This is a genomic window from Photobacterium kasasachensis, from assembly GCF_050336885.1.
Lineage (GTDB): Bacteria > Pseudomonadota > Gammaproteobacteria > Enterobacterales > Vibrionaceae > Photobacterium > Photobacterium kasasachensis.
On sequence record NZ_JAKJSH010000011.1, the window covers coordinates 104120 to 127033 of the forward strand.

At 45.3% G+C, this 22914-nt stretch carries 24 protein-coding genes and 1 pseudogene; 10 read left to right on the top strand and 15 right to left on the bottom strand.

Annotated features, from left to right (window positions below):
- Positions 1 to 19: 19 nt before the first annotated feature.
- Together deoC and L4D19_RS16330 are read left to right on the top strand one after the other, a co-directional pair.
- Entirely contained in the window at positions 20 to 679 is a 660-nt protein-coding gene (deoC, locus tag L4D19_RS16325) for a deoxyribose-phosphate aldolase (protein ID WP_428453323.1), read from the top strand.
- Positions 680 to 732: 53 nt separating this feature from the next.
- Positions 733 to 1551 (top strand): DeoR family transcriptional regulator, encoded by an 819-nt coding sequence (locus tag L4D19_RS16330; RefSeq protein ID WP_428453324.1) that lies wholly within the window; start codon positions 733 to 735, stop codon positions 1549 to 1551.
- Positions 1552 to 1677: 126 nt separating this feature from the next.
- On the opposite strand, the gene L4D19_RS16335 is transcribed toward L4D19_RS16330, so the two are convergent.
- Complete coding sequence (locus L4D19_RS16335) at positions 1678 to 2613, bottom strand: NADP-dependent oxidoreductase (RefSeq protein WP_428453325.1); 936 nt, start codon at positions 2611 to 2613, stop codon at positions 1678 to 1680.
- A gap of 164 nt (positions 2614 to 2777) precedes the next feature.
- Here L4D19_RS16335 and L4D19_RS16340 point away from each other — a divergent pair, with 164 nt between their 5' ends.
- Positions 2778 to 3662 carry a LysR family transcriptional regulator gene (locus tag L4D19_RS16340; protein ID WP_428453326.1) on the top strand — a complete coding sequence of 295 codons (885 nt, stop codon included), beginning with the start codon at positions 2778 to 2780 and terminating at the stop codon, positions 3660 to 3662.
- Between the two features lie 231 nt (positions 3663 to 3893).
- Here the strand turns inward: L4D19_RS16340 and L4D19_RS16345 are convergent, their stop codons facing one another.
- The 3 genes from L4D19_RS16345 to L4D19_RS16355 all read right to left on the bottom strand — a co-directional run bounded on the left by L4D19_RS16345 (position 3894) and on the right by L4D19_RS16355 (position 6988).
- Positions 3894 to 4442: a hypothetical protein gene (locus L4D19_RS16345; RefSeq protein ID WP_428453327.1), complete on the bottom strand. Its 549-nt coding sequence runs from the start codon at positions 4440 to 4442 to the stop codon at positions 3894 to 3896.
- A gap of 750 nt (positions 4443 to 5192) precedes the next feature.
- Complete coding sequence (locus L4D19_RS16350; protein WP_428453328.1) at positions 5193 to 6101, bottom strand: LysR family transcriptional regulator; 909 nt, start codon at positions 6099 to 6101, stop codon at positions 5193 to 5195.
- 260 nt (positions 6102 to 6361) lie between these two features.
- Entirely contained in the window at positions 6362 to 6988 is a 627-nt protein-coding gene (locus L4D19_RS16355) for a COG3904 family protein (protein ID WP_428453329.1), read from the bottom strand.
- A gap of 152 nt (positions 6989 to 7140) precedes the next feature.
- On the opposite strand from L4D19_RS16355, the gene L4D19_RS16360 reads away from it, so the two are divergent.
- Both L4D19_RS16360 and L4D19_RS16365 read left to right on the top strand, forming a co-directional pair.
- Positions 7141 to 7545 carry a helix-turn-helix domain-containing protein gene (locus tag L4D19_RS16360; RefSeq protein ID WP_428453330.1) on the top strand — a complete coding sequence of 135 codons (405 nt, stop codon included), beginning with the start codon at positions 7141 to 7143 and terminating at the stop codon, positions 7543 to 7545.
- A gap of 60 nt (positions 7546 to 7605) precedes the next feature.
- Entirely contained in the window at positions 7606 to 7995 is a 390-nt protein-coding gene (locus tag L4D19_RS16365; RefSeq protein ID WP_428453331.1) for a VOC family protein, read from the top strand.
- Positions 7996 to 8166: 171 nt separating this feature from the next.
- On the opposite strand, the pseudogene L4D19_RS16370 reads toward L4D19_RS16365, so the two are convergent.
- Both L4D19_RS16370 and L4D19_RS16375 read right to left on the bottom strand, forming a co-directional pair.
- A pseudogene (locus tag L4D19_RS16370) lies at positions 8167 to 8882 on the bottom strand (sugar phosphate isomerase/epimerase family protein); the annotation flags it as partial.
- A gap of 286 nt (positions 8883 to 9168) precedes the next feature.
- Positions 9169 to 9474, bottom strand: a complete 306-nt coding sequence (locus tag L4D19_RS16375) for a panthothenate synthetase (protein ID WP_428453332.1) — start codon at positions 9472 to 9474, stop codon at positions 9169 to 9171.
- A 198-nt stretch (positions 9475 to 9672) separates the two neighbouring features.
- On the opposite strand from L4D19_RS16375, the gene L4D19_RS16380 reads away from it, so the two are divergent.
- Positions 9673 to 10020, top strand: coding sequence for a RidA family protein (locus L4D19_RS16380; RefSeq protein ID WP_239412190.1), 348 nt, complete (start codon positions 9673 to 9675; stop codon positions 10018 to 10020).
- Between the two features lie 186 nt (positions 10021 to 10206).
- Here L4D19_RS16380 and L4D19_RS16385 read toward each other — a convergent pair whose 3' ends face one another.
- The 3 genes from L4D19_RS16385 to L4D19_RS16395 form a co-directional block, all read right to left on the bottom strand.
- Positions 10207 to 10575, bottom strand: coding sequence for a hypothetical protein (locus L4D19_RS16385; RefSeq protein WP_428453333.1), 369 nt, complete (start codon positions 10573 to 10575; stop codon positions 10207 to 10209).
- Positions 10576 to 10701: 126 nt separating this feature from the next.
- Positions 10702 to 11229, bottom strand: coding sequence for a GNAT family N-acetyltransferase (locus tag L4D19_RS16390; RefSeq protein WP_428453334.1), 528 nt, complete (start codon positions 11227 to 11229; stop codon positions 10702 to 10704).
- A gap of 459 nt (positions 11230 to 11688) precedes the next feature.
- A complete protein-coding gene (locus L4D19_RS16395) occupies positions 11689 to 12180 on the bottom strand; it encodes a MarR family winged helix-turn-helix transcriptional regulator (RefSeq protein WP_428453335.1) in 492 nt (163 codons plus the stop codon).
- A gap of 93 nt (positions 12181 to 12273) precedes the next feature.
- Between L4D19_RS16395 and L4D19_RS16400 the strand changes: the two genes are divergently transcribed.
- The 4 genes from L4D19_RS16400 (at position 12274) to L4D19_RS16415 (ending at position 16534) form a co-directional block, all read left to right on the top strand.
- Positions 12274 to 13491: a multidrug effflux MFS transporter gene (locus tag L4D19_RS16400; protein WP_428453336.1), complete on the top strand. Its 1218-nt coding sequence runs from the start codon at positions 12274 to 12276 to the stop codon at positions 13489 to 13491.
- 118 nt (positions 13492 to 13609) lie between these two features.
- A complete protein-coding gene (locus L4D19_RS16405) occupies positions 13610 to 14791 on the top strand; it encodes an HlyD family secretion protein (protein WP_428453337.1) in 1182 nt (393 codons plus the stop codon).
- Positions 14781 to 15842: a DUF2955 domain-containing protein gene (locus L4D19_RS16410; RefSeq protein WP_428453338.1), complete on the top strand. Its 1062-nt coding sequence runs from the start codon at positions 14781 to 14783 to the stop codon at positions 15840 to 15842. Before L4D19_RS16405 ends, L4D19_RS16410 begins: the two co-directional genes overlap by 11 nt.
- 404 nt (positions 15843 to 16246) lie before the next feature.
- Positions 16247 to 16534 carry a DUF1496 domain-containing protein gene (locus tag L4D19_RS16415; protein WP_083652074.1) on the top strand — a complete coding sequence of 96 codons (288 nt, stop codon included), beginning with the start codon at positions 16247 to 16249 and terminating at the stop codon, positions 16532 to 16534.
- A 104-nt stretch (positions 16535 to 16638) separates the two neighbouring features.
- On the opposite strand, the gene L4D19_RS16420 is transcribed toward L4D19_RS16415, so the two are convergent.
- The 6 genes from L4D19_RS16420 to L4D19_RS16445 form a co-directional block, all read right to left on the bottom strand.
- Positions 16639 to 16803 (bottom strand): hypothetical protein, encoded by a 165-nt coding sequence (locus L4D19_RS16420; RefSeq protein WP_175577586.1) that lies wholly within the window; start codon positions 16801 to 16803, stop codon positions 16639 to 16641.
- Between the two features lie 363 nt (positions 16804 to 17166).
- Positions 17167 to 17466, bottom strand: coding sequence for a YfcZ/YiiS family protein (locus tag L4D19_RS16425; protein WP_075767199.1), 300 nt, complete (start codon positions 17464 to 17466; stop codon positions 17167 to 17169).
- 124 nt (positions 17467 to 17590) lie between these two features.
- A complete protein-coding gene (locus L4D19_RS16430) occupies positions 17591 to 17938 on the bottom strand; it encodes a hypothetical protein (RefSeq protein WP_428453339.1) in 348 nt (115 codons plus the stop codon).
- 99 nt (positions 17939 to 18037) lie between these two features.
- Positions 18038 to 19543 carry a glycerol kinase GlpK gene (glpK, locus tag L4D19_RS16435; protein ID WP_428453340.1) on the bottom strand — a complete coding sequence of 502 codons (1506 nt, stop codon included), beginning with the start codon at positions 19541 to 19543 and terminating at the stop codon, positions 18038 to 18040.
- A 20-nt stretch (positions 19544 to 19563) separates the two neighbouring features.
- Positions 19564 to 20427, bottom strand: a complete 864-nt coding sequence (locus L4D19_RS16440; RefSeq protein ID WP_428453341.1) for an MIP/aquaporin family protein — start codon at positions 20425 to 20427, stop codon at positions 19564 to 19566.
- Positions 20428 to 20890: 463 nt separating this feature from the next.
- A complete protein-coding gene (locus tag L4D19_RS16445) occupies positions 20891 to 22816 on the bottom strand; it encodes a RecQ family ATP-dependent DNA helicase (protein WP_428453342.1) in 1926 nt (641 codons plus the stop codon).
- Positions 22817 to 22914: the final 98 nt, after the last annotated feature.

The following is a 22914-nucleotide window of genomic DNA, read 5'->3' on the forward strand; positions in this document are numbered from 1 at the left end:
ACACTATTAAGGGAATACGATGAATCAATACATTGACCATACGCTATTGTTACCAAGCGCAAGAACAATTGAAATCAATGCTTTGTGTAAGGAGGCCCAGGCGAATCAGTTCTTTTCTGTTTGTGTTAACCCGGGGTTTGTTAACGACTGCGCTAAGCAGTTAAAAGGAACAAATGTGAAGATCTGCACAGTAATCGGCTTTCCTTTGGGGACCAATACCACTGAAGTGAAAATTTTTGAAACGCAAAATGCTATTATGTCCGGTGCGGATGAAATAGACATGGTCGTTAATATCAGTGATGTTCTCGACAGTAACTGGGAAAAAATCGAAAAAGAGATCACCGCTATCAAGCAAGCGTGTGGTCCGGTTCTGTTAAAAGTGATCTTTGAAACTTGCCTGTTAAATCATGAACAAATTGTCGAGCTGTGTAAGATTTGTAAGCGTTCTGGCGCAGATTATGTCAAAACCTCAACCGGTTTCTCTACCGGAGGGGCAACGGTTGAGCATATTAAGTTAATGCGCGATACTGTCGGCGAAAATATGGGAGTGAAAGCGTCTGGCGGTATTCGTTCCCGAGAAACAGTACAGGCAATGATAAAAGCCGGCGCATCCAGAATTGGAGCCAGTGCCAGCGTGAGTATTGTTTCTGGTGAAACTCCGGCAACTGATGGTTACTAGGGCTGACCGCAATACGTTCGGCGATAAGCCAGGAATGGAGAAATATTAGTAAAATGGTCACAAAGCAGTTAGAAAGACTTAGAAGAATCGAAGCTTGCCTTAAGCATAGCGATAAAATTCATTTAAAAGAGATTGCTCGTCTTTTAGAAGTTTCCGAAATGACGGTTCGCCGAGATTTAAGTTCAAAAGCTGCCTTTTCATTTCCTCTCGAATACTACGGCGGATATATCCGCCGTGGTAACCCGATAGTCCATGATGACTTTACCCATGAAGATGAGCTGACTGGCCCTGTCTCGCAACCGAATACGGCTAATGCAGGCAATTTCCAACCCGTTAAGACCAACAGCTACATCTCTTCAATCGTTTCCGATTTTATTGAAATGAACGATGTTGTCTTTTTTGACAATGGCGAGCTGAATGCAGACATCATTGGCTCAATACCCGATCATATTGAGTTTACCGGGGTCACCGCATCAATGAATGCTTTCCTGGCGTTAAAAAGTAAGCCTAACTGTAAAGCGATTTTGCAAGGTGGCGATTACAACGCCGTAAACGATATATTCATCTCCTCATCCAATGATGTTATTACTCCAATGTTTTTCCAAAAGATGTTCATATCTGCTGCGGGCGTTCATGACAAGTTTGGTGTAACCGCATCGGACATACTCGTTTCCAATATTGCGAAACGAGTAATGGAGAGAAGTATGAAGAAATATCTGATCCTGGAAAAAGAAGCCATTAACCAGACCGCAACGTATAAAATCGGCGATTTAATGGATTTTCATTATCTGATTTCAGACGATGAGCTACCGCATAAGTTAGAAACCGCCTGTTATGAAGCCCGGCTACAAGTGCTGACCTCAAAAAGCTAATGACGAATAAACGGCTACCCGCCCGACTTGGCTACTGCGGTTCGTTAGTAAACGTCATCGGTAAAACGATGACGTTTCTGGAGTCTTGGGCGTAGTAGGGCAAACCGTCGCCGGTTAGGGGGAGGGCTAGGGTGCCGCTATATGAATAACAATTTTCCCTTTAGCCTTTCCGCTCTCGCTGAGTTGATAAGCGGCATGTATATCTTCGAATGCGAACTCGTACCCTACGATGGGTCTGACATCTCCCCGGTCAACCCATTTAGCGATCTGAGTCAGAAAATCGCCATTGGGTTTGATAGACAGGAACCTGGCTTGAACGCCAAGACGCTTCGCTGTTTCTACGTCAGGGTAGGTATTTACAGAAACAAGAATACCGTTGGGTTTCAAAACGGAATAGGAATCAAGCTGAACCTGGTAGCCAATCGTATCTAGGACAACATCGATGTCACTCACAATATCTTTGAAATCTTCGTTTTGGTAATCAATAACCTGATCGGCTCCTAACGACTTAACAAAATCATGGTGTTCTGCGGCGGCGGTCGTAATGACATAAGCGCCTGCATTGTTGGCCAGTTGCAGCGCTATACAACCAAGGCTTCCTGCGCCAGCGTGGATAAGTACTTTTTGCCCTTCGACAAGTTGACCTAGTTCAAATAGGGATTGCCATGCGGTAATCGATGCAATGGGTAATGTTGCTGCCGCCGCAAACGACAGTGTTTGGGGTTTAGGGGCGATGTCTGTTGCAGGCACTGCAATATACTCGGCATGCGCGCCATTTCTCGAGACCTCTGGTCGAGAGTAAACCGCATCTCCTATCACAAAGTTAGTTACCTTATTGCCCACTTTCGCGACAATACCTGAAAAATCCCAGCCTAACGTATGCGGAAACTGGATAGGGATTAGCTCACGAAGCTCACCTGATCGTATTTTCCAATCTAACGGATTTATTGCGCTTGCGACAACCTTTACCAAGACTTCATCGTCTGCAATCTCAGGGACCGGTGACTCTTCTAAGTGAATAGCATTGATATCACCGAACTTGTGAATTCTTGCGGCTTTCATCTTACCCTCTTTGTTATCTGTGCTTGTTATCAAAAATAGAACCAATGACAAAGCTGACCTATGGTGATGTAGTCACCTTGCATTAGATAACACTATGTTAAATTAGCTTTCGACACCTGCGCTAGATAGAATAGAACGAATAAAGAGTTCTGGATTTGAGTACAATGGATATATCTAAGCTTAAGCACCTTGCGCTGTTTGCAAAGGTTATCGAGTGTGGCAGCTTTGCAGAGGCGGCCAGGCAACTTCAAACCAGCCGGTCACGAGTGAGTGAGCAAATATTGCAATTAGAACAGACATTGGGTGTACGACTCCTTCACCGTTCAACAAGGCAGCTGTCGGTATCAGATGAAGGCCGAGAGGTGTATGAACAAGCAAAAATGCTTCCTGACATTCTAAATAATGTTCTGGAAGTTACCTCTCATGATGTCCCTAAGGGGAAAGTGCGGATCACCACATCGAACGACATCGCTCACTCTTATCTATTACCAGTATTGAATTATCTCTCACAGCGATACCCGGAAATTCAAATCGACTTGATCATCTCAGACGAGAAGCTGGATCTTATTAGAGAGAACATCGATTTAGCTATCAGAACAGATATTCCGGAGGATAGCTCTCTAATTGTAAGAGTGATGCATACTGAAACGGTTGGGATATTTGCCAGCAAGAGCTACATTGACGCTCATGGTGTTCCCACTTCCGACGTTGATTTAGAGAGCCGACACTGGATCACTCTCTCTCAAAGTGGCACCAAGGGTATGCAGTACTTTTACAGAGAGGGGATGTCAACGGTTATTGCTCCCGACACGTTTTCTTCTTGTAACTCCCCGTTATTCATCGAGCAGATGGTACGCAAGGGACTCGGTATCGGTTGCCTTCTTCCAGGCAAAGCCTCTGCTGACAAAGACGGCGAGAGCCTGATTCATATAATGCCAGAGCTAAAAGGACCGACATTGTCAGTATCACTTGTCTACCCGAATCGAAAGTTGCTACCGCTTCGCACCCGCTGCTTGATTGATTATTTTATCAAGTGCAATTGGCTCTGATAGCGGTATTTACATGGAGTGCTCCAGAGAAGCGGCTTGAAAGGTATGCGTGTTTAAAAGCCAAGCAGTTTCAAAGTTTGCACCTGCTTTACTGCCCATACTAAATTTAGTACTCGTTAACGATAATGTTGGATCTGGGTCTATTTGTGATCGGATTGACATATTCTGGTTGTTACAAAGTGCAGTTTTTAGTCTAACTGCACCTTGCGTAACATGATGGATTTCAGCGGCTTATTGAGTATTCAGCTTCTTAGGTAGAATGTAATGATTTACCAACTTAGTAAACCATTCAGGATAAGCTTCTGGTGTATAAAAGAATGCTGATGCCCATAAAATCACCATAACGGATCCAGATGGGATAGCCCAGGCGACTCCATCAGAATACGTTGGAAGGTGAGTCGCAATAGCGCCACCAACAAGTGCAATACCCATCAGAAGGCCAACTTTGTAAGTGCGCGGGAAAATAATTAATAGTCCGGTGAAGACCTCAGTACAACCGGTAAATTTAAACATGTGAATCATGCCGAATTGAGTGAACTTTGCAACCATTGGAGCCAACCCAATGATTTTGCCTAGTCCGCTGAGCATCAATGTCAAGCCAGCAAGAATTGCAAGGATTCGACCTAAGCGCTTCGTTTTGGTAGGCAGGTCATGAATGTCGCGAAACATTCCAAATTTATAGAGCAGCCCCCCTAAAGCCATTGAAGCTAAATAGAAAGCCATAATAGCGGCAGTTGCAGAGAGTGCTTCGTTACCTTGAAATATATGAAATAAATCCACGTTGTAACTCCAGAGTATTTGCAATACAGGTTTTGTTAATTGCAGTATAAATGATGCAAGGATATAAAATTAAATAGATTAAATTTCTATGTGAACGATGAGTAACTAAATACTACCTTTATTCACATGACTAGTATTTTATTCATTCGACTCACATTAACAACAAAGTTGGTCGGGACTTTAAGTTTCATTTATTGGAACGATGAGGGCATACCTAGGAAAGGGATTGATGCTACAAGTCAATGACCGTTACTTTAAATAAATGCGATGGGGTGTCCCCTTGAAATAGAGAGCAATTTCTTGATATTAAGAGAACAAGAGTTGTTGCTTTTTGGGCTGTTGCTCTGATTGTTTTAAGGTTAGTGTGGCCGTTGGGTTATACGTATCATGTTGCTAATATTTTATGTTTGCGGTGAAATAAAGAGATATTCAGATAAATACATGTTTACTATTGATTTGATTATGGGCTTTGTAGGGGAGGAGGTGAAGGCGTTAAATGCGAAAAGGAGTTCACTGGGCTAACTGAGGTGCTTACACTGCTGTTAATTATGCTAATGACAATGCCTGATCGTAGGGAGTAGCTTTACCGAACAGTCGAAACTCTACACCTGTTTTATCTGCACTGATTTTAAGGTGAATATAGTCATTCTTTAAAGTGATGTGCAGTCGCCGTTGAAAGCACAAATATGCAGAATCTGGTGCGGTTTATAAATAGCATTAACCGGGAACATAAGTCCCGGATTTTGGAACTTAGCCAGTGGAAGCCTGATCAAGTGCTTCCTCAAAATTGTCGGTAATATAATCAATCAGCAGCCGAAGCCGATATGGAACATAGTCACGGGCCTGATATAGGATATAGATTGGCAAACTGTACCTATGCTCCTTATCAAACAAAGGCACCAACCGTCCCTTTTTCACTTCAGGTACTGCCTGCAAATCTGGCAGTAGGGCAATCCCCAAACCTTGCAGAGCAAATGTTAATGCTACTTCAGGCGAATCGACAACAGTAGTATGTGCCGCTGAAATATCCAGATAACGCATCGGATTTTGAAAAGGCCAGCGAACAGCACCGGCCTCTTTCAGCCCTCGAAAGATAATTCGGTGCTTAATCAACTCTTCAGGGGTACTTGGAGAGCCAAACTGAGCAAGATAATCAGGACTGGCATAGTAGTCTGCGGTGATAGTAGAAACTTTCTTGCCGATCAGATTACTGTCTTCAGGCTGATCTAACTGGAGGACTAAATCAAAGCGGCGTTTGGGTATATTTCGCTCGACTACATCTTGAGCATATATCTCCAGTTCAATTTTAGGGTATTGCTCATAAAACTGTTTTATGTTTTTGCTAAAGCATTGAATTAAAGGAGAAAGGCTGAGGATTGTGATTTTTCCCTCAGCAAGATTTTGATTATGGGTTATATCCTTTTCCAGTTCTTCGACATCTTTCACTATATCTTTACTACGACTATGGAAAACCTCTCCGGTTGGTGTCAGTTGAAAATGGCGACTGCTACGGTTGAGCAGTTTTGTTCCAAGCATATCTTCCAGATCTTTTATTCTGCGACTGACGGTAGATTTAGGGAGGCCAGTAAAGTTAGCAGCAGCAGTGATGCCTCCCTTATCAACAACCACTTGGAAAAGTTTCATATTTTCGTATTTCATTAGTCTATGATCTTCTATATTAAACACTGCAATTATAGCCATATTAAACATCAGTAACTATTGGAGATTAATCTTAGTTACTCTTTGATATTCATAGACTATTATACACCTCTCCTTCAGGTTAGAAATTACTTTGTCCCGGCCGGGTAATGTGGATTATTGCTGTCGATAAGGTAATTGCATATGGGGTTGATACCTTTATCCGGGAAGGTATAAACATGTTTTCTTAACAATTACATTCCCGGACATTAGCGATATGACTATTCGGAAGTAATAACTTGATACCGTTTTAATTCTGCCTTGCTCATCCAATGAATATCCGTTGCAGGAGCGGCATTGAGGGTGAACCAGTAGAATTTCGGATCAATGTCAACGTGGCGGTAGTAGCTAAGGTACATCTGGTGAATAGGATCGGTAGCTGGAACCTGGTTGCCGTTTTCGCCGTCTGCTCCCCCCCAACTGTGAACGCCAATACGGGGTTCGGCATCATCAGCACTTCGCGCTACACCTGCAAGGTACAAATCAACCCCACCACTAGCGATCATGCCCTCTTTGTTTAGGTGTGTACTCATCTTCCTATCATGTATCTGCTTTGACAATTCCAGGTTAACTTCGTCATCTGCGCTGCCCCCAATGACATCGATATCCAGTTTTTTGATATCCGGGTAACGGGCTAACATGTCGTTAAAGGCATCTAACGAACCAGAGCAGATCACACCATCCAGGTTGGCTTCAGTCGGGCTGTTTACGGTAAAGGTGAGGGGTTTATCCCCTTGTAGCTGGAAGTAGCCACAGCGGGATGTAAACTCATTCGGAGCGGTATTATTAGCACAGGCTGCGACAGCGCAGGATGCGATAACAATCAGAGCGGGTTTGACTAATGGCATGCATGATTCTCTTTGCTAGTGAATGGCTGAGCTCACTAGTTTAGGGCGTGTTTTAGTATCCGTAAGTATCGATATGTAAGCGCAGCCTGAGAACCTCTGGACACAAACGTGTTAGAATAAAGTGTGTCCCCTTCCTTAACCGAAGAAGTCAGATGCCGTCCTCTCCCAAGACATACTATGAAACAGAAATAGACCGCCTCTACAGCGAGCTACCTCTACGGCCCAAACAGTATATCCTGATCCGGCAGTCCAAGGCCTTCATGGAGAAGTATTACGCCGAAAGCGTTGAGTTGAGCGATTTGGCTGAAGCGGCATTTATGTCTCGCTTTCACTATGTGCGGATATTCAAGCAAATGTACGGGGTAACTCCTAGAAACTACTTGAAAGATATGCGTATCTCAAAAGCCAAACAGCTTCTGAGGCAAGGCTGTTCCATTACTGACACCTGCTTCGAAGTGGGGTATGAAAGCTTAACGACGTTCTCCTCTGTTTTTAAAAAGTGTACGGGCTACTCTCCACGAGAGTTTCAAAAGCGTCATAAAAGCAATCTGGAATAAGTTTTTGGTCGATGCGTTCGCTACCTTGTATTTATTCCATAACAGCAAAGGTGCATGCCAGTGATTAGAATCTGCGTAACAAGCGTTCCTGTTGATGATCAGGACAAAGCATTAAACTTCTATACCAATGTTTTAGGGTTTATCAAGAAAGCGGAAGTCCCACTCGGGGAGCACAAATGGTTGACCGTTGTATCTCCACAAGAACAATCGGGCGTTGAGTTACTGCTTGAGCCTATGGCTTTCGAGCCTGCGAAGCTTTACCAAAGCTCCCTTAAAGAAGCGGGGATCCCTTGGACATCTTTCGCTGTCGACGACATCCACAAAGAGTACGAAAGGCTTTCAAACCTGGGGGTGCAATTCTCGATTGCTCCCAGAGAGGCAGGGCCGGTGATGATTGCGGTACTGGACGATACCTGTGGCAACTATATCCAGCTGATGCAAGAGCTATAAAGCGCCAGTCAATGACCCCCCCACGCCATAGAGGCAATAGACTAATCAGGTGGCACTAATGGCGCCACCTGATTTAAATTTGAAGACGGGTTAATAACTTTTCAGCGAGGATACTGGGATAAGCTGAGTTTCCTGAAGGATCACAATTTGCCCATTCCAAATTATAGAGATCTAACCTGCGTTATTAATAAGCTTCTTCATACCATCAAGCATTGCCACTGCAACTCGCAGTGGTCCGCTTCCCATAACTGATCATTGAGAAACTCGCCAGAGTAGAAGCCGTCATACTCGGTACTCTTGATAGCATCGACCCACTCTTGAAGAGGGATTTCACCTTCTGCCAGCAGATAGCCTCTTAGCTCTTTTTCATCGACCCAGGGTGCGCCGACGTCAGGGCGGGTACCGTCAGAAAGGTGTACGTTATAGATAAGCTGTTTGTCGATTTTTGCCATATCTTCCGGCTCAGCACCCCGGCAGGCCCAGAAGTGCCAGGTGTTGAGCACAAATCCGAAGTTGTCACGTCCAACCGCATCATATAATCGGTAGTAGTCCTCGAGGGTCGCTATTGGTGTCCAGGCTGCGCCTTCGTATTGGAAACGAATACCGTGTTCCTTGCCAATATCTGCTATGCGCCTGATGTTTTGTGCTGTGATCCGAATATTGTCCTCAACAGAGAGACCGTTGAGTGCTTCGAAGGCATTTAGCTGAATGGTCGGTGCGCCAATTTCGGCAGCAAATCGACATAGCGTGGAGACGTTGTCAAATACTGCCTTTTGGGTTGCCAAGTCGGAGGCTTCGACAGATCCAACGATGTCGATAGCGCTAGGCGTAATTTGAGCGTCTTCAAGCCGGGATTTCAGAGCGGAAGCCGTGAATCCTGCCAGAATTTCCAGCCGAGCAACGAGCATCCTTGGTGGTTGATCGCATTCCACAGCTTCGGTGGCTGGAAGCGTTCGATCTTTGGTCCGCTGAATGTGCATGGTAATGATGGTGTACGTTTCTACACTCGGATGAAAACAGTTACCAGTCGTTGGCCAACCAGTGTTCGCCTCGAGCAGCACGCAAGTTCGTAATTCCGACTATGGATTTAATGCTTATCTGCATTAAAGGTTAACGCGATTGAACAAAGCGCCGGACATTGTTCCGGCGCTTATTGTTAGGAGGATTGTTGGACTAAAGCCACTTCTTGCCAAGTTGGTTCAAACCTGAGGAACCAAGATCTTCTGCTGTCATGGCAATGCGAAAGCGGCAGTCGGCGTTAAAGGTCAGAAAAAAAGGCTCGGCGTAACTGGGGATCTGTGATGCATGGTCGATATCTAGAATCAGCATTGCGTTCCGCTTTCCATGTTGCTCGACGAAATAGCAATTTTCTGGTTTCAACTCTTCGAGGATCCGGTTCATGACATCCTCAATTTTTCCCTCTTTTACCAGTGTGTTGAACGGTTCGTGTGGGAAGTTCACATCCAATAACATCTTCATAGTTTCATGCTCGCAACGAAAGTGAACAGCTTTATTCAGCCTTAGTTGATCTTAGCGTCTAATTTGTGATGGTGAGCTGTACTTTATTGTCAATAAGCATAGTTATATCGGTTTCAACTGGAAGCGATTAGGACTAAAATGTGCCTTCTCTTCGCCCATACCCTGGGCTGTTTTCCTTATAATGAAAAAGGCGATAGTATGATCGAACGTCTGGAAACCAAGCAACGCATGAGCCGTATTGTTAAGCACAACGGCACTATTTATCTTTGTGGCCAAGTGTGTGCTGATGCCACGCAAGGTATCAAGGAACAAACAGCAACAATGCTGGACAAAGTAGAAGCCTTGCTTGAACAGGCTGGTAGTGACAAAGAGCACATGCTTTCAGCCACTATCTACATCAAAGATATGAAAGACTTCGCTGAAATGAACGAAGTTTGGGACAACTGGGTACCAGAAGGTCACGCCCCAGCTCGCGCATGTGTTGAAGCGAGCATGGCTCGTGAAGCGCTGTTGGTTGAAATCTCTGTCGTAGCTGCAGAGAAATAAGCATTACCATTTTGATGCACTTACAGTGGTCAATATAGCTGTAAGAAATAATAGGTAGGTCTGTTTTTCAGACCTGCTTTTTTAGTTTCGATTCTGAGGGTATCCCTCTACATAAAACTGCCATTCAGTCTCCCGAAGTCGAACTGCTTGCTGACTGTCTTTATCTCATAACGGGTATTAATCAATTTAAGTAAAATAATCCATTTTGTTCTTAGTGGTCAAAAACAAGATAACACCACCAATTAAACCAGATAATGAACCGATTGCCCCAACACCAAGGTATAGATTTGTTATAAAACCACAGACTATAACAGCATAAAATCCGTATATAGCCAGTTTTTTCCACATCCACATTCCAATGGCTAAAAAGACATTAAGAATGCAGATCCCCCCCACCAGGTAAACAAACCCTAAAGATGTATTTGGATATACTGTTAGAATTAAGTCTGGATTTGAGAAATAGCTAAATGCTGACAAGGGGTTTATGATCATCATCAATACCAGTAGCGACGTTAACCAAAAACCACGTTTCCTATCTTTAACATTTTCCGTCATTTGATTTTTATTCCTTGAAATTTCAAAACTCATATCGCTTGCGATAAGGTGCCCCACACTAAACGAACAAAGCACACGAACGTCATACCAAAAATGCCGAGTGTAACGGGACACCTTGATTGCTTGTTATCTAGTTGACTTAAACAATGCGTAAACATAATCATCAATGTATTGATTGTTTGTAATTGAGTTCTGTGCAAGGCAACCTTCTCGAACAAAACCTTGCTTTTCTAGCAATTTATACGAGCCATGGTTATTAGTTGAACATATGGCTACCAACTTGTTTAACATTAACTCATCAAGTGCATACTGTACTAACAGGCCTAGAGATTCAGAAGCTACACCTTTCCCCTGTGCTTTTTCTGTTAGCATAAACCCGACTTCTGCTATTTTGGCTGAGTGCTTTGTTATCTTTAAGCCAATTATTCCTAGTTTTGTTTCTGATGCTAGATCATTGATACTAAATGAGAGCCAACCATCACTATTCTCGTTCCATGGTTCTAATCGAGCTTCAAATACCTCTCTTGCAACATCTTCTGTAAATGGATCGTATACATGCTTCATGACTTTTGGATTAGTATATAATTCCTTAAAAACGGGCCAATCAGACTGATCTAATTTTTCTAGTTTTATTCTTTTTCCTACAATTTCCACATTTTTCCTTAAGCTATATAACGACGTATTCAATTCACATCATTCGCAAAATTATTATTTATCTGAAGTCCACGAAGTAGATATTTGAACACTGTTTGCATCTAATAATGGGCGAATTGTATAACAAAACATTCTCGCCAAAGTCGAATGTAGATCACACTTCTTGCGGGTGATACAAAGAAGAGCTGCAATAAATGGCGGATATTCGCGTTGCTTTGCGTGATCCAGGTCGGTTGAGTTATCTAAACTATGTCAATAGGTTAGGGGAGTTTGGTCAGTTTCTTGCGAGTAGGAAGGTCGATCAATACGAGAAAAGCGGCGACTATTGCCGCCCTGTAAGTCATCTATGATGGACTCTGTATTCCTGCCAAAATATGACTTTAGTCGTTATTAGTTAGGGCAGATATACCGGCTTCACTTATAGCTGGTTTTAGACATTGCTGTTTTCAGTTAACTTGCTTATTCCCTAGCAGTAAGTAACTTTTCCAATAGCGAATTAAGTTGTTTCTGTTCCTCTTTCGATAAAACAGACACGTACTCTTGTTCGTGGTTATGTAACTGCTGAATGATTCTGTCAATCAGCTCTTTTCCCTGTTCCGTCAGTTTGACTAATTTGCTGCGCTTGTCTTCCGGATTGTCGAGTCGCTCAATAAGCCCCAGCGTGGTGACACGACTCAGCACTTTTGTCAGTCCGCCGGAGCTGAAAAGCATAGAACGGTAGAGTTCGGTAGGGGACAAGCAGCAAGGCTCTCCATGTCGGCGTAATGCTGCTAATACGCTGAAATCAGCCCGTTGAAGATCATATTGATCGAGGATTTCGATCAAATCCTGCTGGTGGTAATCATGAATGCGGTGGAGACGAAGGATCGCCGGAGAACATTTTTCAGCAGACTGAGGCCAGTTATCTTCGATTTTCTTCAATATGTTAGCGACTGTTTCTTGCTTGCTCATGACTTACCCTCTTCAGTGGAGGTCTAAATATATCTTGCTGGAAAGATAATTACTAGCTAGTATCTTTCTAGAAAGATAAATAAGAGGTTTTTCATGAATAAAAAAATGCCAACGTCGCTGATCATTTTGCTGGCGGCTGTTTTCGCCATGTCTCCCTTTGCGATAGACAGCTATTTACCTGCGATTCCCGTAATGGCGGATGACCTACAGATTGATATCTCTATGGTGTCAGTGACGGTTAGTATTTATGTACTGGGTATGGCGATAGGCCAGTTAATAGGCGGCCCGCTATCGGATCGGTTTGGTCGCAGATCGGTGATGGTTGCGGGCTTGCTGATTTTTGCTATAGGTAGCTTGCTGATTGCCACGGTGGAGTCGATGGAAATGCTATGGGCATGGCGAGTGGTTCAGTCTATTGGTGGTGGCATTGCAGTTGTCGGGGTACCTGCAACAATTCGAGATAATGCTGAAGGAAAAGAAGCAGCTCGACTGTTCTCTCTGGTTGCTCTTATCATGATGTTGGCACCTTCCATAGCACCGACTATTGGAACAGTGGTACTGAAAACGCTGGGTTGGCATTGGATCTTTATTATGCTCAGTGTCATTGCGGTTGTTGTCTCCTTTGGGGCTGTGATGGTAATGCCCAAAACAAACAAGTTGTCGAAAGCAGAGAAAAAGAAAGGGGGGTATTCTTCAGTTATCAAGGAGCGGCGAGCACTGGGGTACTTGTTGGCGCAGGCTTTTGGCTATGCGGTATTGATGACCTTTATTACCAACGCACCGTTTGCTTATATCGAGCATTTTGAAGTGAGTGTGGAGCTCTTCTCCGGATTATTTATCGCCAATGTAATTGGTATTGTGATAGTTAACCGTACCAATAGTTTGTTGCTGAGGGCTTACGAGCCAGCCACTTTGTTAAAAGCCTTTCTGGGGATGCAGGTGATTGGCGGTGTGATTCTTGTCAGTTCCCTGGTTATTGCGCCAGAAAACCTTTGGTTTGCTGCTGCTGGTTTTGTCATTTCAATCGCCGCCAATGGCGGCATCATGTCTAACTCCAGTGCCTGTTTCATGCGGTATTTTTCCCATAATGCCGGTGTTGCGTCGGCGCTGCTTGGGGCTGTGCAGTATGCTGTCGGGGCAGGTGTCAGCGCTTTGGCTGCGATGCTATGTGTAGATACGCTTTGGCCAATGGTATTGGCGATGTTTATCTCAACACTGATTGCACTGACTGGGGCTGTTATTAGTTCACGCGTAGAGCCGGACAGTTCGAGTGAAAAGGTCTCCCCTAAGGCAGGGCAGCAAGCGGAATAAAGGGCGTTTCTCTTTGTTAATGCATGATGATTTACATACATGACTATTCTTAAAAGCATGCGTATTGAATCGCAGTACAGGTTGGTGATCGACTTAGAACTGTCAGCGGAGTCAATGTATGTCAGAAGAGAACATGCCGAATGTTCAGGCTGAACCCGGCGAGCGAATAGCGCCCAAGGCGGGAAAACCTAAGCGGGTAAAAAAAGAGCGTGTCGAAAAGCCCAAGAAGGACAAGCCTCCGGTTGATAAAGTTAAACGACTCACCGTAATAGTATTACTGATCTGTGTCGGGCTATTTGTGTTTTATGTGTTGGCTGATCGCTATATCCCGTCAACAGATATGGCAAGGGTGAGGGGCTATGTGATCCCGGTTACGCCGTTGGTTTCCGGTCGTGTTGTTGACGTGATGGTTGAGCCGAATGACGTCGTGCAGGCCGGAGACCCGTTAGTTCGGATTGACCCGGCTGATTATCAGCTGGCTGTTCAGGAAGCAGAACAAGGCTTGGTGAAAGCAGGTCAGGGGGTTGGGGTGCAAACCGCGTCTGTGGCCTCGGCACAAGCCAAGCTGTCTGATGCCCTGGCGAATCAGGCGCATGTCCGTACTCAGGCATCACGAATTTTGGCCATGGCGAAAAAAGGCATAATGCCAAAGGCCGAGGCTGATAAATCCCGGGCTGCATTAGCGAGCGCCAAAGCTCAGGTTGAAACAGCGCAGGCCAACCTGGAGCAGGCTAAAAAACAACTGGGGTCAACGGGTAAAGAAAATAGTGCTGTGAAGTCGGCGTTGCTTAAGCTGCAAAAAGCCCAGATTGATCTTGAGCGAACGGTACTACGAGCACCGGCAATTGGCGGCGTCTCCAATTTTAGGTTGAATGAGGGCTTCTACGCTCAGTCGGGTCAGCCGTTGTTGACCTTTGTATCAGGAGAAGATGTCTGGATTGATGCCTATTTCCGCGAAAATAGTCTCGGTAACATGATTGTCGGCGATGAGGTTGAAATTGTTCTCGATTTTGCGCCGGGTCGAGTGTTCAAAGGCAAGGTGGCCAGCATTGACTGGGGCATTAGCTGGGGACAGAGTGAGCAGGCCGGACAGTTGGTGTCAGTGACTCCACAAACGGGCTGGTTGCGGCAAACACAGCGGTTTCCCGTTGCGATACGTTTTGATGATGATACCGCCCGCGGGTTTCGTCGTGTCGGAGGCCAGGCTGATGTAATTGTGTATACCCAGGATAGCTCGGTACTAAATATGTTTGGCCGGGTGTGGATCCGAATCATGAGCTGGCTATCATATGTCAGATGATAGCGAGGTGATCAGCTCAAATGATAGTAGCTCGAATGCTAATAGGTCAGATGAGCAGCGGCGTTACTATTGTCGAGTAACCCGTTATGTAGTGGGTGTTGTTGTCGCATGCGGATTGGCTTTCGGCATTGGCTGGGGACTGTCATTTATCTTTCCGGTTTTTTTGGCGAAGTTTTTGGCTGACTTTCCGGTATCAAACCGCGAACGTTTTCAGCAACTTTTGCTCGCTATGGTGCTGACGGTAATGATTGGGCTGAGTGTCAGTATGGGCGTGACTAATTACCCGGTGATCTTATTATTGCTGGTCGGCCTATTGATGTTCTACGCCTATTATTTGTTTTTGGATCCGCAGTGGAATTTCTTTGCCACTATATTGTTGATTGCTGTTTTGCTTCTACCTTATCTTGGTATTACAAATTCAGGGTTGGCGATATATGTTGGTGCCGGATTAATTTTTTCTGGAGTACTGGCGGTAATTGCCTTTGCTGTTCTTCATTGGCTGTTTCCTGAAGAGGAGCAACAGAATGATTCAGCCACAGCCTCGCCGGATTTATTGAGTCAGGAACAGCGAGTCCAAGAGGCTATTAAGGCTCTTATTGTTGCCTACCCTGTGGTCGTCTATTTTTATTATTTCCAGATAAACGGTGCTATTTTGACCATGGTGTTTATCGGCATTCTGTCGTTACAGATAACGACGGTGAAAAGCATCAAAATCAGTGTGTTCTTATTGCTAACCAACGGGGTAGGAGGCCTGCTTGCCCTGGTGTTATATGAACTGATGGTTACTACTCCTGAGTTCTTGTTTTTGTTGGCTTTGTTGACCCTGGTGAGCTTGGTTATCGGTGCCCGGATATACCAACAACCAGAAAAGGCGCCAATATGGGCTGGGGTGATGTCGGCGATGCTGGTGGTTCTGGGAGGTGTAATATCGTCAGATAGTAAATTCATCGATGTCAGCTTTTATGCTCGAATCGTGCAGATCATATTAGCATCTGCCTACATGATACTGGCATCACTATTGTTTGACTTATGGCGTAGTCGTTCCAAATAATCCCATCTATCCATTCTTATTCATCTACTTTAGACGGCGGTTGCCGTTATTATGACTTATTGCCAAAACTGGCGTTAAGTTAGTACCCATTTATGTCGCCTTGTAGGAATATACCCAAGCTACCTCAAGATGCAGGATTCAGAGTGAGACCAGCGAGCTCAGTTCAAGGAAAATGACGGTAGGAATGGCTTTCCCTTTCAACGTTATTTGACACAGAAATGGGTTTGCTGGCTCACTCCCAAAGGGCGAGTTTACTTGGCTTCTATGCGTTGTTACCGATTATTAATTTAGAGCCACTAGATTTTCTAATCGGTGCCTAGCCTACAAGCCAAGTAATTCTCGCTGAAACGAGCATCTTGAGGTAGCTTGGGTATATATAAGCGTAGATAGCGCAGGGGGCACGAATGAAATTTAGTCATATAAAGAAATGCTTGTGGGTATTATTGCTGCCAATGATGCTAGGTGGGTTCTCTGTTTCGGTGGCGAGCAAAGAGATCACCGTCAAGCATACGCCCGAAATCACCATACAACCTAGAAATGTGGGTAACCGAGTATGCCTATATGAAGGCAAGCATTATTCTCTGGGGGCAATCGTTGTAGTTGAGAACGTGGTATTGGAGTGCGGACCCGAGAACAGCTTTGAAACTAACGGGCGCTTGAAATGGCACAAAGTTGCAAAGGATGGGAAATAGGGCTTTCAAATAATATCAATGATTTAAAGGCTTTAGAGGATATGAAAAGCGCAGTGCTGTAGCTACACTGCGCTTAAGAATACAGTTTCTATCAACAAGTGACGTTAGCGGACCATACGACCCGAATTTGGTGCCAGCTTGCCAGTACCGCCTTTATGGTGCTCTGTCGTCGCCCCCATCTCTTGCATCAACAACTCTTTCATTGCTGCTGATTCACGAGAGTTGGTTGGCTTCCAGTTTGCAATTACTTTTGCTTTATTACTATTCATTGGACTATTCCTTTTCTTTCATATCATTGAGAACAAAGATATGTGCCATTTGATTCATAATATGCTGTCATTTTTATACAAAATGAGCTGTTTTGCCAGTACTAAATGCGCCTAAAGCATCCATGTGCGCATAGTTTTATACTACTGACAAAAGTATAACTTTGCATATCAGACCAGTTAGTCGGTTAATCATTCGTAATTGTCAGCAAATCAGTCGGTCAGCTGTAAAAATAGTCTGTTTTGGTCGTAAAAAAGCCAATTCCGTATAGGAATTGGCTTTTGTGTAAAATTTAGAGTTTTGTATGGAAATTACATTAGCTTAGACAAGTATGCTCCTGCCTACCCATGGATTACCATTACTCTCTATTTAGCGAGTGAGCGACTTTTTAGTTCAAAAATCAGTTTCTCAGCACTGCATTCAAACTGGATACGGGCAACAAGCTCCTGACTGTCTTCAGCTAGCTGTGTTACCTCATGCTTGAAGTTGGCATTAACTTCTTTTGCCAAAGCAAGGTAGTTGTTTAGCTCAGCTTCCAGTGCGTCTTTACCGTTGGCATAGACACGAACTTCAGCGACATCGTCACCTTCTTTGATGATAAAGCCCATTTCTGCTGATACACCACATGCTTCACAAGCTTGGTATTCTAGATCTTCGTTCGACATGACTTTCTCTTTATTCCCATGGATTTATGGGGGCTATTTTAAAACTTCGTGACCAAGATCGCTATTTAATAATGCTGAAAAGTATGTTTGTCGTATTGCCCGTGTCTTGCAGCATACAGGCTGGCTACTGAATAGTTCTGTTAAAACCATGAATCATCTTAAACTTGGCTTCTGCTTCGCTGGTGGCGGTGTCGCAGAGATTCATCAGTTCGTCATTGAATGGTTTGCCATTTTTAACCCGTTTCTTTACTTGAATAAGGAATGAGCGTTCGGTTGATTCGGCAATCTTTAACATGGTGAGATCATGTCGCCGGTAACTTGTGATGAACATTAGGGACAATAAGCTTGTTAGGGCGATGAATGAGCTGAGCATCACGATGGCCGGATGGGAAGAGTAGAAGCAAGAAATTAAGATGCTACAGCATAGGATTGTTTTGGAGACAGTTTCGGCGATTTTTCTTCTCTTGTTCATATAGCGTTCCTTTTCATGCTTGCTTCAAATGAGCAATAGGTAGTAAGTGAAAAAGCCCATCACCTGGTAGGTGACGGGCTTAATAGTAAAATTGGTGAATTAGTGTTCGATCCAGCCTCTTGAGCTGGCAACGGCACGCTTCCAGCCTGAGTATCTACGTTCTCGTTTCTCCTGATCACCATCAGGAATGAAGAGACGATCTAGCTGTGCTTTTTCTTTCAGCTCGTCCAAGTTGTCCCAAAATCCAACGGCAAGTCCAGCAAGATAGGCGGCACCAAGTGCAGTGACCTCAGTGACGACTGGGCGGTGGACGTTGGTATCGAGCAAGTCAGCCTGGAATTGCATCAGGAAGTTATTGGCAACAGCGCCGCCATCAACTTTCAGGCTGTCGAGGTGAATACCCGAGTCTGCCTGCATAGCATCAAGTACATCACGGGCCTGATAAGCGATACTTTCCAATGTAGCCCGAATAATGTGATTAGCATTGACGCCTCGGGTCAGGCCAACAATGGTTCCGCGTGCATAGGCATCCCAATACGGCGCGCCAAGGCCAGTAAAGGCTGGTACGACATAGGCACCGTTTGATGTTGCGACTTTTTCGGCAAAGTATTCCGTATCGCTGGCATCGGTGATCAGTTTCAGCTCATCACGCAGCCACTGGATAGATGCGCCAGCCATAAATACGGCGCCTTCGAGTGCGTAGCTGACATCACCTTCCGGACCACAAGCCAGTGTTGTCAGTAGTCCATTGGCCGAGCTGACTTTCGAATCGCCGGTATTCATCAGCAAGAAACAGCCTGTACCATAGGTATTTTTGGCTTCGCCTGAGTGAACACACATCTGGCCGAACAGGGCTGCCTGCTGATCACCTGCAATGCCTGCGATTGGAATACGGGTTCCGCCCTTACCACCAAGGTTAGCCATACCGTATACTTCTGATGACTTCTTCACTGACGGCATCATGCTTAGCGGAATATCAAATTCTGATAGTAGCTTCTCGTCCCATTCTAGAGTGTTGATGTTGAACAGCATGGTACGGGAAGCATTGGTATAGTCGGTAACGTGTACCTTGCCCTGAGTCATTTTCCAGGTCAGCCAGGTGTCTACTGTACCGAACAGGAGCTCACCAGCCTCGGCTTTTTCTCTTGCGCCTTCTACATTATCCAGGATCCATTTCACCTTGGTGCCGGAAAAGTAGGGGTCTAGCACAAGTCCGGTATTTTCCTTTATGTAGTCCTCAAGGCCCCGAGATTTAAGCTCTTCGCAGATTTCAGCGGTACGACGACATTGCCATACGATAGCGTTGTAGACAGGCTTTCCGGTTGTCTTATCCCAAACAATCGTCGTTTCACGTTGGTTGGTGATGCCGATTGCCGCCACTTCATCGGTTCTGATCTCGGCTTTGGCCAACGCTTCAACGAGTGTAGAGCTTTGCGTGGCATAAATTTCGAGCGGATCATGTTCAACCCATCCGGCTGTCGGATAAATCTGGGTGAATTCTCGCTGTGCAGAGCTGACAACATTGGCATCATGGTCAAGGACGACGGCACGTGAGCTTGTTGTTCCCTGATCAAGCGCTACGATGTATTTTTTCTCGGTAGTCATAGTGTTCTCCTTGTCTATGATTAGGCTTTGTCAGCAATTTCTGCAGTATTGATGTCAGCGTTGGTTTGAGCTTGTTCTTCTTCGCTATTGCTTGCTTCCGGCAGGTAAAGAGCGATGGCTTTCGGGTATAGCCAGGCACCGAACGACGCGCCGATGATTGGGGCGAAGATAGGTACAATGAAGTAAGGGATGTCTTTACCACCAGTCAGGGCGACGTCACCCCAGCCAGCAAGAAAAGCAAAGAACTTAGGGCCGAAGTCACGGGCCGGGTTCATGGCAAATCCGGTTAGCGGGCCAAGCGAGCCACCGATAACAGCAATTAGCACACCGATAAGAAGAGGTCCCATGGCACCGCGAGGCGCACCGTTTTTGTCGTCAGTAATACCAAGAATGGCAAACATGAGTACTGCTGTGATTACAACCTCGACAGCGAAGGCACCACCGAATGACAAAGCAGAGTGTGGGTAGGTCGAGAAGATACCTGCCGTTGCCAGGCTGGCTTCTGTGCCCCGAATAATTTGGTTTGTCGCTTCGTATTCAGTAAACAGGTTGCTATACAGGAAGTATACTAATGCCGCTGAACTAAATGCGCCAAGTAGCTGAGCCGCAATGTAAGGTCCCACTTTTCGCTTGTCAAAGCCGTGGAATAAGGCTAGTGCAATGGTTACAGCCGGGTTAATGTGTGCACCAGATACGCCTGCGGTACAATAGATAGCGATGGTGACACCCAGGCCCCAAGTAATGCTAATTTCCCATTGTCCAAAATTGGCGCCTGCCAATACCAGAGCGGCGACACATCCAACTCCGAAAAATATCAGTAAACCTGTACCAATAAATTCCGCGATGCATTCTCCGGCAAGTGTTTTTCTATCTTGATTACTCATAAGAGTTCCTCTTCATTGACGTATATTCGTCCTTGTTTGTTGTCCAGATGTTTCTGCTTAACATCTGTGTAACGGAATATAAGTCAGAACTCGACTGAATGTACACAAACAAACATTAAAATTTTCGTTTTCGAGTTATTAGTGTGAGTTGGATCGCTCATTCGAGCATTTGTGTAATAATTGCGAAGGAAAAAGCAACACTCCTGTTTACAAAGTCGCCATGGGACGGCTATTGGCAAAGGAGCTAATATAGGGAGGTTATGTTATGAAAGCAGTAGATATTAGCTGAAGAGGGTATCTTAATTAACAGTACATTTACTTTTTTGACAAGATTCAGGGAAGAGGAGTTGAAGTGTGATGTTGGTCTTTGTTCGATAACGAACATTTTGAGCGGTTAAGTTAAGGTTCTTTGCTCTGTTGCCAAGCCTGCTGGCTTGGCAACAAGTGACTCTCAGCGGAAAATTTACGCTAAACGTGGGTAGATGTTAGCGACCAGGGCCTGGGTCTGCCGGAAGGGGTAGGCTTCTAGCTTAGCGAACCCACTCATCTGGCGGGCTTTTACTTTAGTATTCAGTGGTGATGTCATTCCGCACAAGAAGCGGGTGACGGCAGCAGATGACGGTTGTGAAGCGCACGCCGAGAGAAAGGGATCACACCATGCTTTTAATGTGTTCTCAGAAACATCTGATAATTCAACGGTTCCCGGTAGGCTGGCTACATGTCCGCGGCATACCGAGCAATGTCCGCATTGTTGCGGAGCATTGTTATCGGCAAAATAGCCAGCGAGGGTAGAGCTCAGGCACTGGTCGCTTTCAAAGAAGCCTAACATGCGCGTAATACGCTCGATCTCGCTGTCCTCTTTTTTCCGGAAAAGCTCGTAGAGGCTTGCTGCTTGCTCCCGGATGTTGAAGTGAGGATTTTTGACGCGATAGACATCTGTCATTTGCTTGCTTTCAAGCTCGATCCAGCCTTTTTCACTGAAATAATCGATAGCTGCTACCACACGTTTGCGTTCAGTTTGGCTGCTTTGCCATAGAGCATCAAAATCAACGGTGTGCCAGGTGCGGGCTTTGGGTGAACAAGCAAAAATATGGCTGACGAACTCGCGACGTTCGCCCTGAAATTGGTCAATGATAAATTGCTGATCTTTAACCATCTTGAAGCGGTAGTCGGCAAAGTACGTATACTGCGGCTCAATGATCTGGTGCATTTCCAGATAAACCAGCAGGGTTTTTAGCGGAAGCAGACGAATGTTACTGTCTTTTGATAGCCGCGTTAACATCACTTCCCATTGGCCGGGACTTGCCTGTATCTGGCTCAGTACCGTTTCTATCGCTGCTTGATCGGGCGTATCGCCATAGACAAAGTTTTCAAGGACGTTCAGTCCCGACTTGTTAGCCAGCAGGGTACAGTTTGAAGAGAGCCCGTCGCGCCCGGCTCGGCCTATTTCCTGACTGTAGTTCTCAATCGATTTGGGTAAATCATAGTGAATAACCTGGCGGATATCGGCTTTATCGATGCCCATTCCAAAGGCTATGGTGGCAATGATGCAGCTATGTTGCCCAGCCATAAAGGCGTGCTGGATTCGCTGCCGTTGCTCCGAGTCCATTCCGGCATGGTAGGCTTGGGCCTGGTACCCTTGTTGATTTAGCCAGCTAGCTAATTGCTCTGCCGTTTTTTGTAAAGTGACATAGACAATTGTTGGCTGGCCGGCTTGTTGTTCCAGCTGGCTTAACAGTGCCTGCTGTTTGTTTTCTTCTTCTGTCGGGGTGATGGTCAGGTCGAGGTTGTGGCGATAGAAACCGGTGACCACGACATTTTGCCTGTCGATAGCAAATTTCTGGCTCATATCTTCAATAACTGCCGGGGTCGCAGTTGCTGTCAGCAACAACACCTGAGGAATATTCAGCCACTGGCGATGGGTGGGCAGCTTGAGGTAGTCCGGGCGGAAGTTATGCCCCCATTCCGAAATACAGTGGGCCTCATCGACAACCAGCAGTGAGATAGGTACCTGTGAGATGAAATGACGGAAACGTTCGTTGTTTAGCCTCTCGACTGAGATCATCAGAACCTTTATTTCTCCGTTTCTTACCCCTTGCATAACCTGCTGGCTCTCGTCCCAGCTTTGGCTCGAATCAATTGAAGCGGCTGGAATATTCTTGCTATGCAGGAAGTCGAGCTGATCTTTCATCAGTGCCAGCAGAGGCGAAATAACCAATGTCAGGTGTGGCAATTGGACAGCAGGCAACTGATAACACAATGACTTTCCGGAACCTGTCGGGAATATCGCACAGGCTGACTCGCCGCTTAAGATCTGCGTGATGACCTCTTCCTGTCCCGGACGAAGGTGATCAAAGCCAAAGTAGTTTTTCAGTGTTTGCTGGTACATAGGTAAAGAGAGCTCTTAGCACAAATGAAGGGTGATAATAACGTACCTAGGCGCTGGACAGTACCTAAGGCTGGCAAAAACGATTAAATAGTCGGTGG

What these genes read in the sequence shown, in the direction of transcription:
- L4D19_RS16420 (WP_175577586.1), bottom strand. Translation starts at nt 16,803, where the DNA reads ATGAATAGTAATAAAGCAAAAGTAATTGCAAACTGGAAGCCAACCAAC.
- L4D19_RS16400 (WP_428453336.1), top strand. Translation starts at nt 12,274, where the DNA reads ATGAATAAAAAAATGCCAACGTCGCTGATCATTTTGCTGGCGGCTGTT.
- L4D19_RS16355 (WP_428453329.1), bottom strand. Translation starts at nt 6,988, where the DNA reads ATGCCATTAGTCAAACCCGCTCTGATTGTTATCGCATCCTGCGCTGTC.
- L4D19_RS16375 (WP_428453332.1), bottom strand. Translation starts at nt 9,474, where the DNA reads ATGAAGATGTTATTGGATGTGAACTTCCCACACGAACCGTTCAACACA.
- L4D19_RS16340 (WP_428453326.1), top strand. Translation starts at nt 2,778, where the DNA reads ATGGATATATCTAAGCTTAAGCACCTTGCGCTGTTTGCAAAGGTTATC.
- L4D19_RS16330 (WP_428453324.1), top strand. Translation starts at nt 733, where the DNA reads ATGGTCACAAAGCAGTTAGAAAGACTTAGAAGAATCGAAGCTTGCCTT.
- L4D19_RS16335 (WP_428453325.1), bottom strand. Translation starts at nt 2,613, where the DNA reads ATGAAAGCCGCAAGAATTCACAAGTTCGGTGATATCAATGCTATTCAC.
- L4D19_RS16360 (WP_428453330.1), top strand. Translation starts at nt 7,141, where the DNA reads ATGCCGTCCTCTCCCAAGACATACTATGAAACAGAAATAGACCGCCTC.
- L4D19_RS16380 (WP_239412190.1), top strand. Translation starts at nt 9,673, where the DNA reads ATGATCGAACGTCTGGAAACCAAGCAACGCATGAGCCGTATTGTTAAG.
- L4D19_RS16445 (WP_428453342.1), bottom strand. Translation starts at nt 22,816, where the DNA reads ATGTACCAGCAAACACTGAAAAACTACTTTGGCTTTGATCACCTTCGT.
- L4D19_RS16440 (WP_428453341.1), bottom strand. Translation starts at nt 20,427, where the DNA reads ATGAGTAATCAAGATAGAAAAACACTTGCCGGAGAATGCATCGCGGAA.
- L4D19_RS16430 (WP_428453339.1), bottom strand. Translation starts at nt 17,938, where the DNA reads ATGAACAAGAGAAGAAAAATCGCCGAAACTGTCTCCAAAACAATCCTA.
- L4D19_RS16395 (WP_428453335.1), bottom strand. Translation starts at nt 12,180, where the DNA reads ATGAGCAAGCAAGAAACAGTCGCTAACATATTGAAGAAAATCGAAGAT.
- L4D19_RS16405 (WP_428453337.1), top strand. Translation starts at nt 13,610, where the DNA reads ATGTCAGAAGAGAACATGCCGAATGTTCAGGCTGAACCCGGCGAGCGA.
- glpK (WP_428453340.1), bottom strand. Translation starts at nt 19,543, where the DNA reads ATGACTACCGAGAAAAAATACATCGTAGCGCTTGATCAGGGAACAACA.
- L4D19_RS16425 (WP_075767199.1), bottom strand. Translation starts at nt 17,466, where the DNA reads ATGTCGAACGAAGATCTAGAATACCAAGCTTGTGAAGCATGTGGTGTA.
- L4D19_RS16410 (WP_428453338.1), top strand. Translation starts at nt 14,781, where the DNA reads ATGTCAGATGATAGCGAGGTGATCAGCTCAAATGATAGTAGCTCGAAT.
- L4D19_RS16415 (WP_083652074.1), top strand. Translation starts at nt 16,247, where the DNA reads ATGAAATTTAGTCATATAAAGAAATGCTTGTGGGTATTATTGCTGCCA.
- L4D19_RS16350 (WP_428453328.1), bottom strand. Translation starts at nt 6,101, where the DNA reads ATGAAATACGAAAATATGAAACTTTTCCAAGTGGTTGTTGATAAGGGA.
- L4D19_RS16385 (WP_428453333.1), bottom strand. Translation starts at nt 10,575, where the DNA reads ATGACGGAAAATGTTAAAGATAGGAAACGTGGTTTTTGGTTAACGTCG.
- deoC (WP_428453323.1), top strand. Translation starts at nt 20, where the DNA reads ATGAATCAATACATTGACCATACGCTATTGTTACCAAGCGCAAGAACA.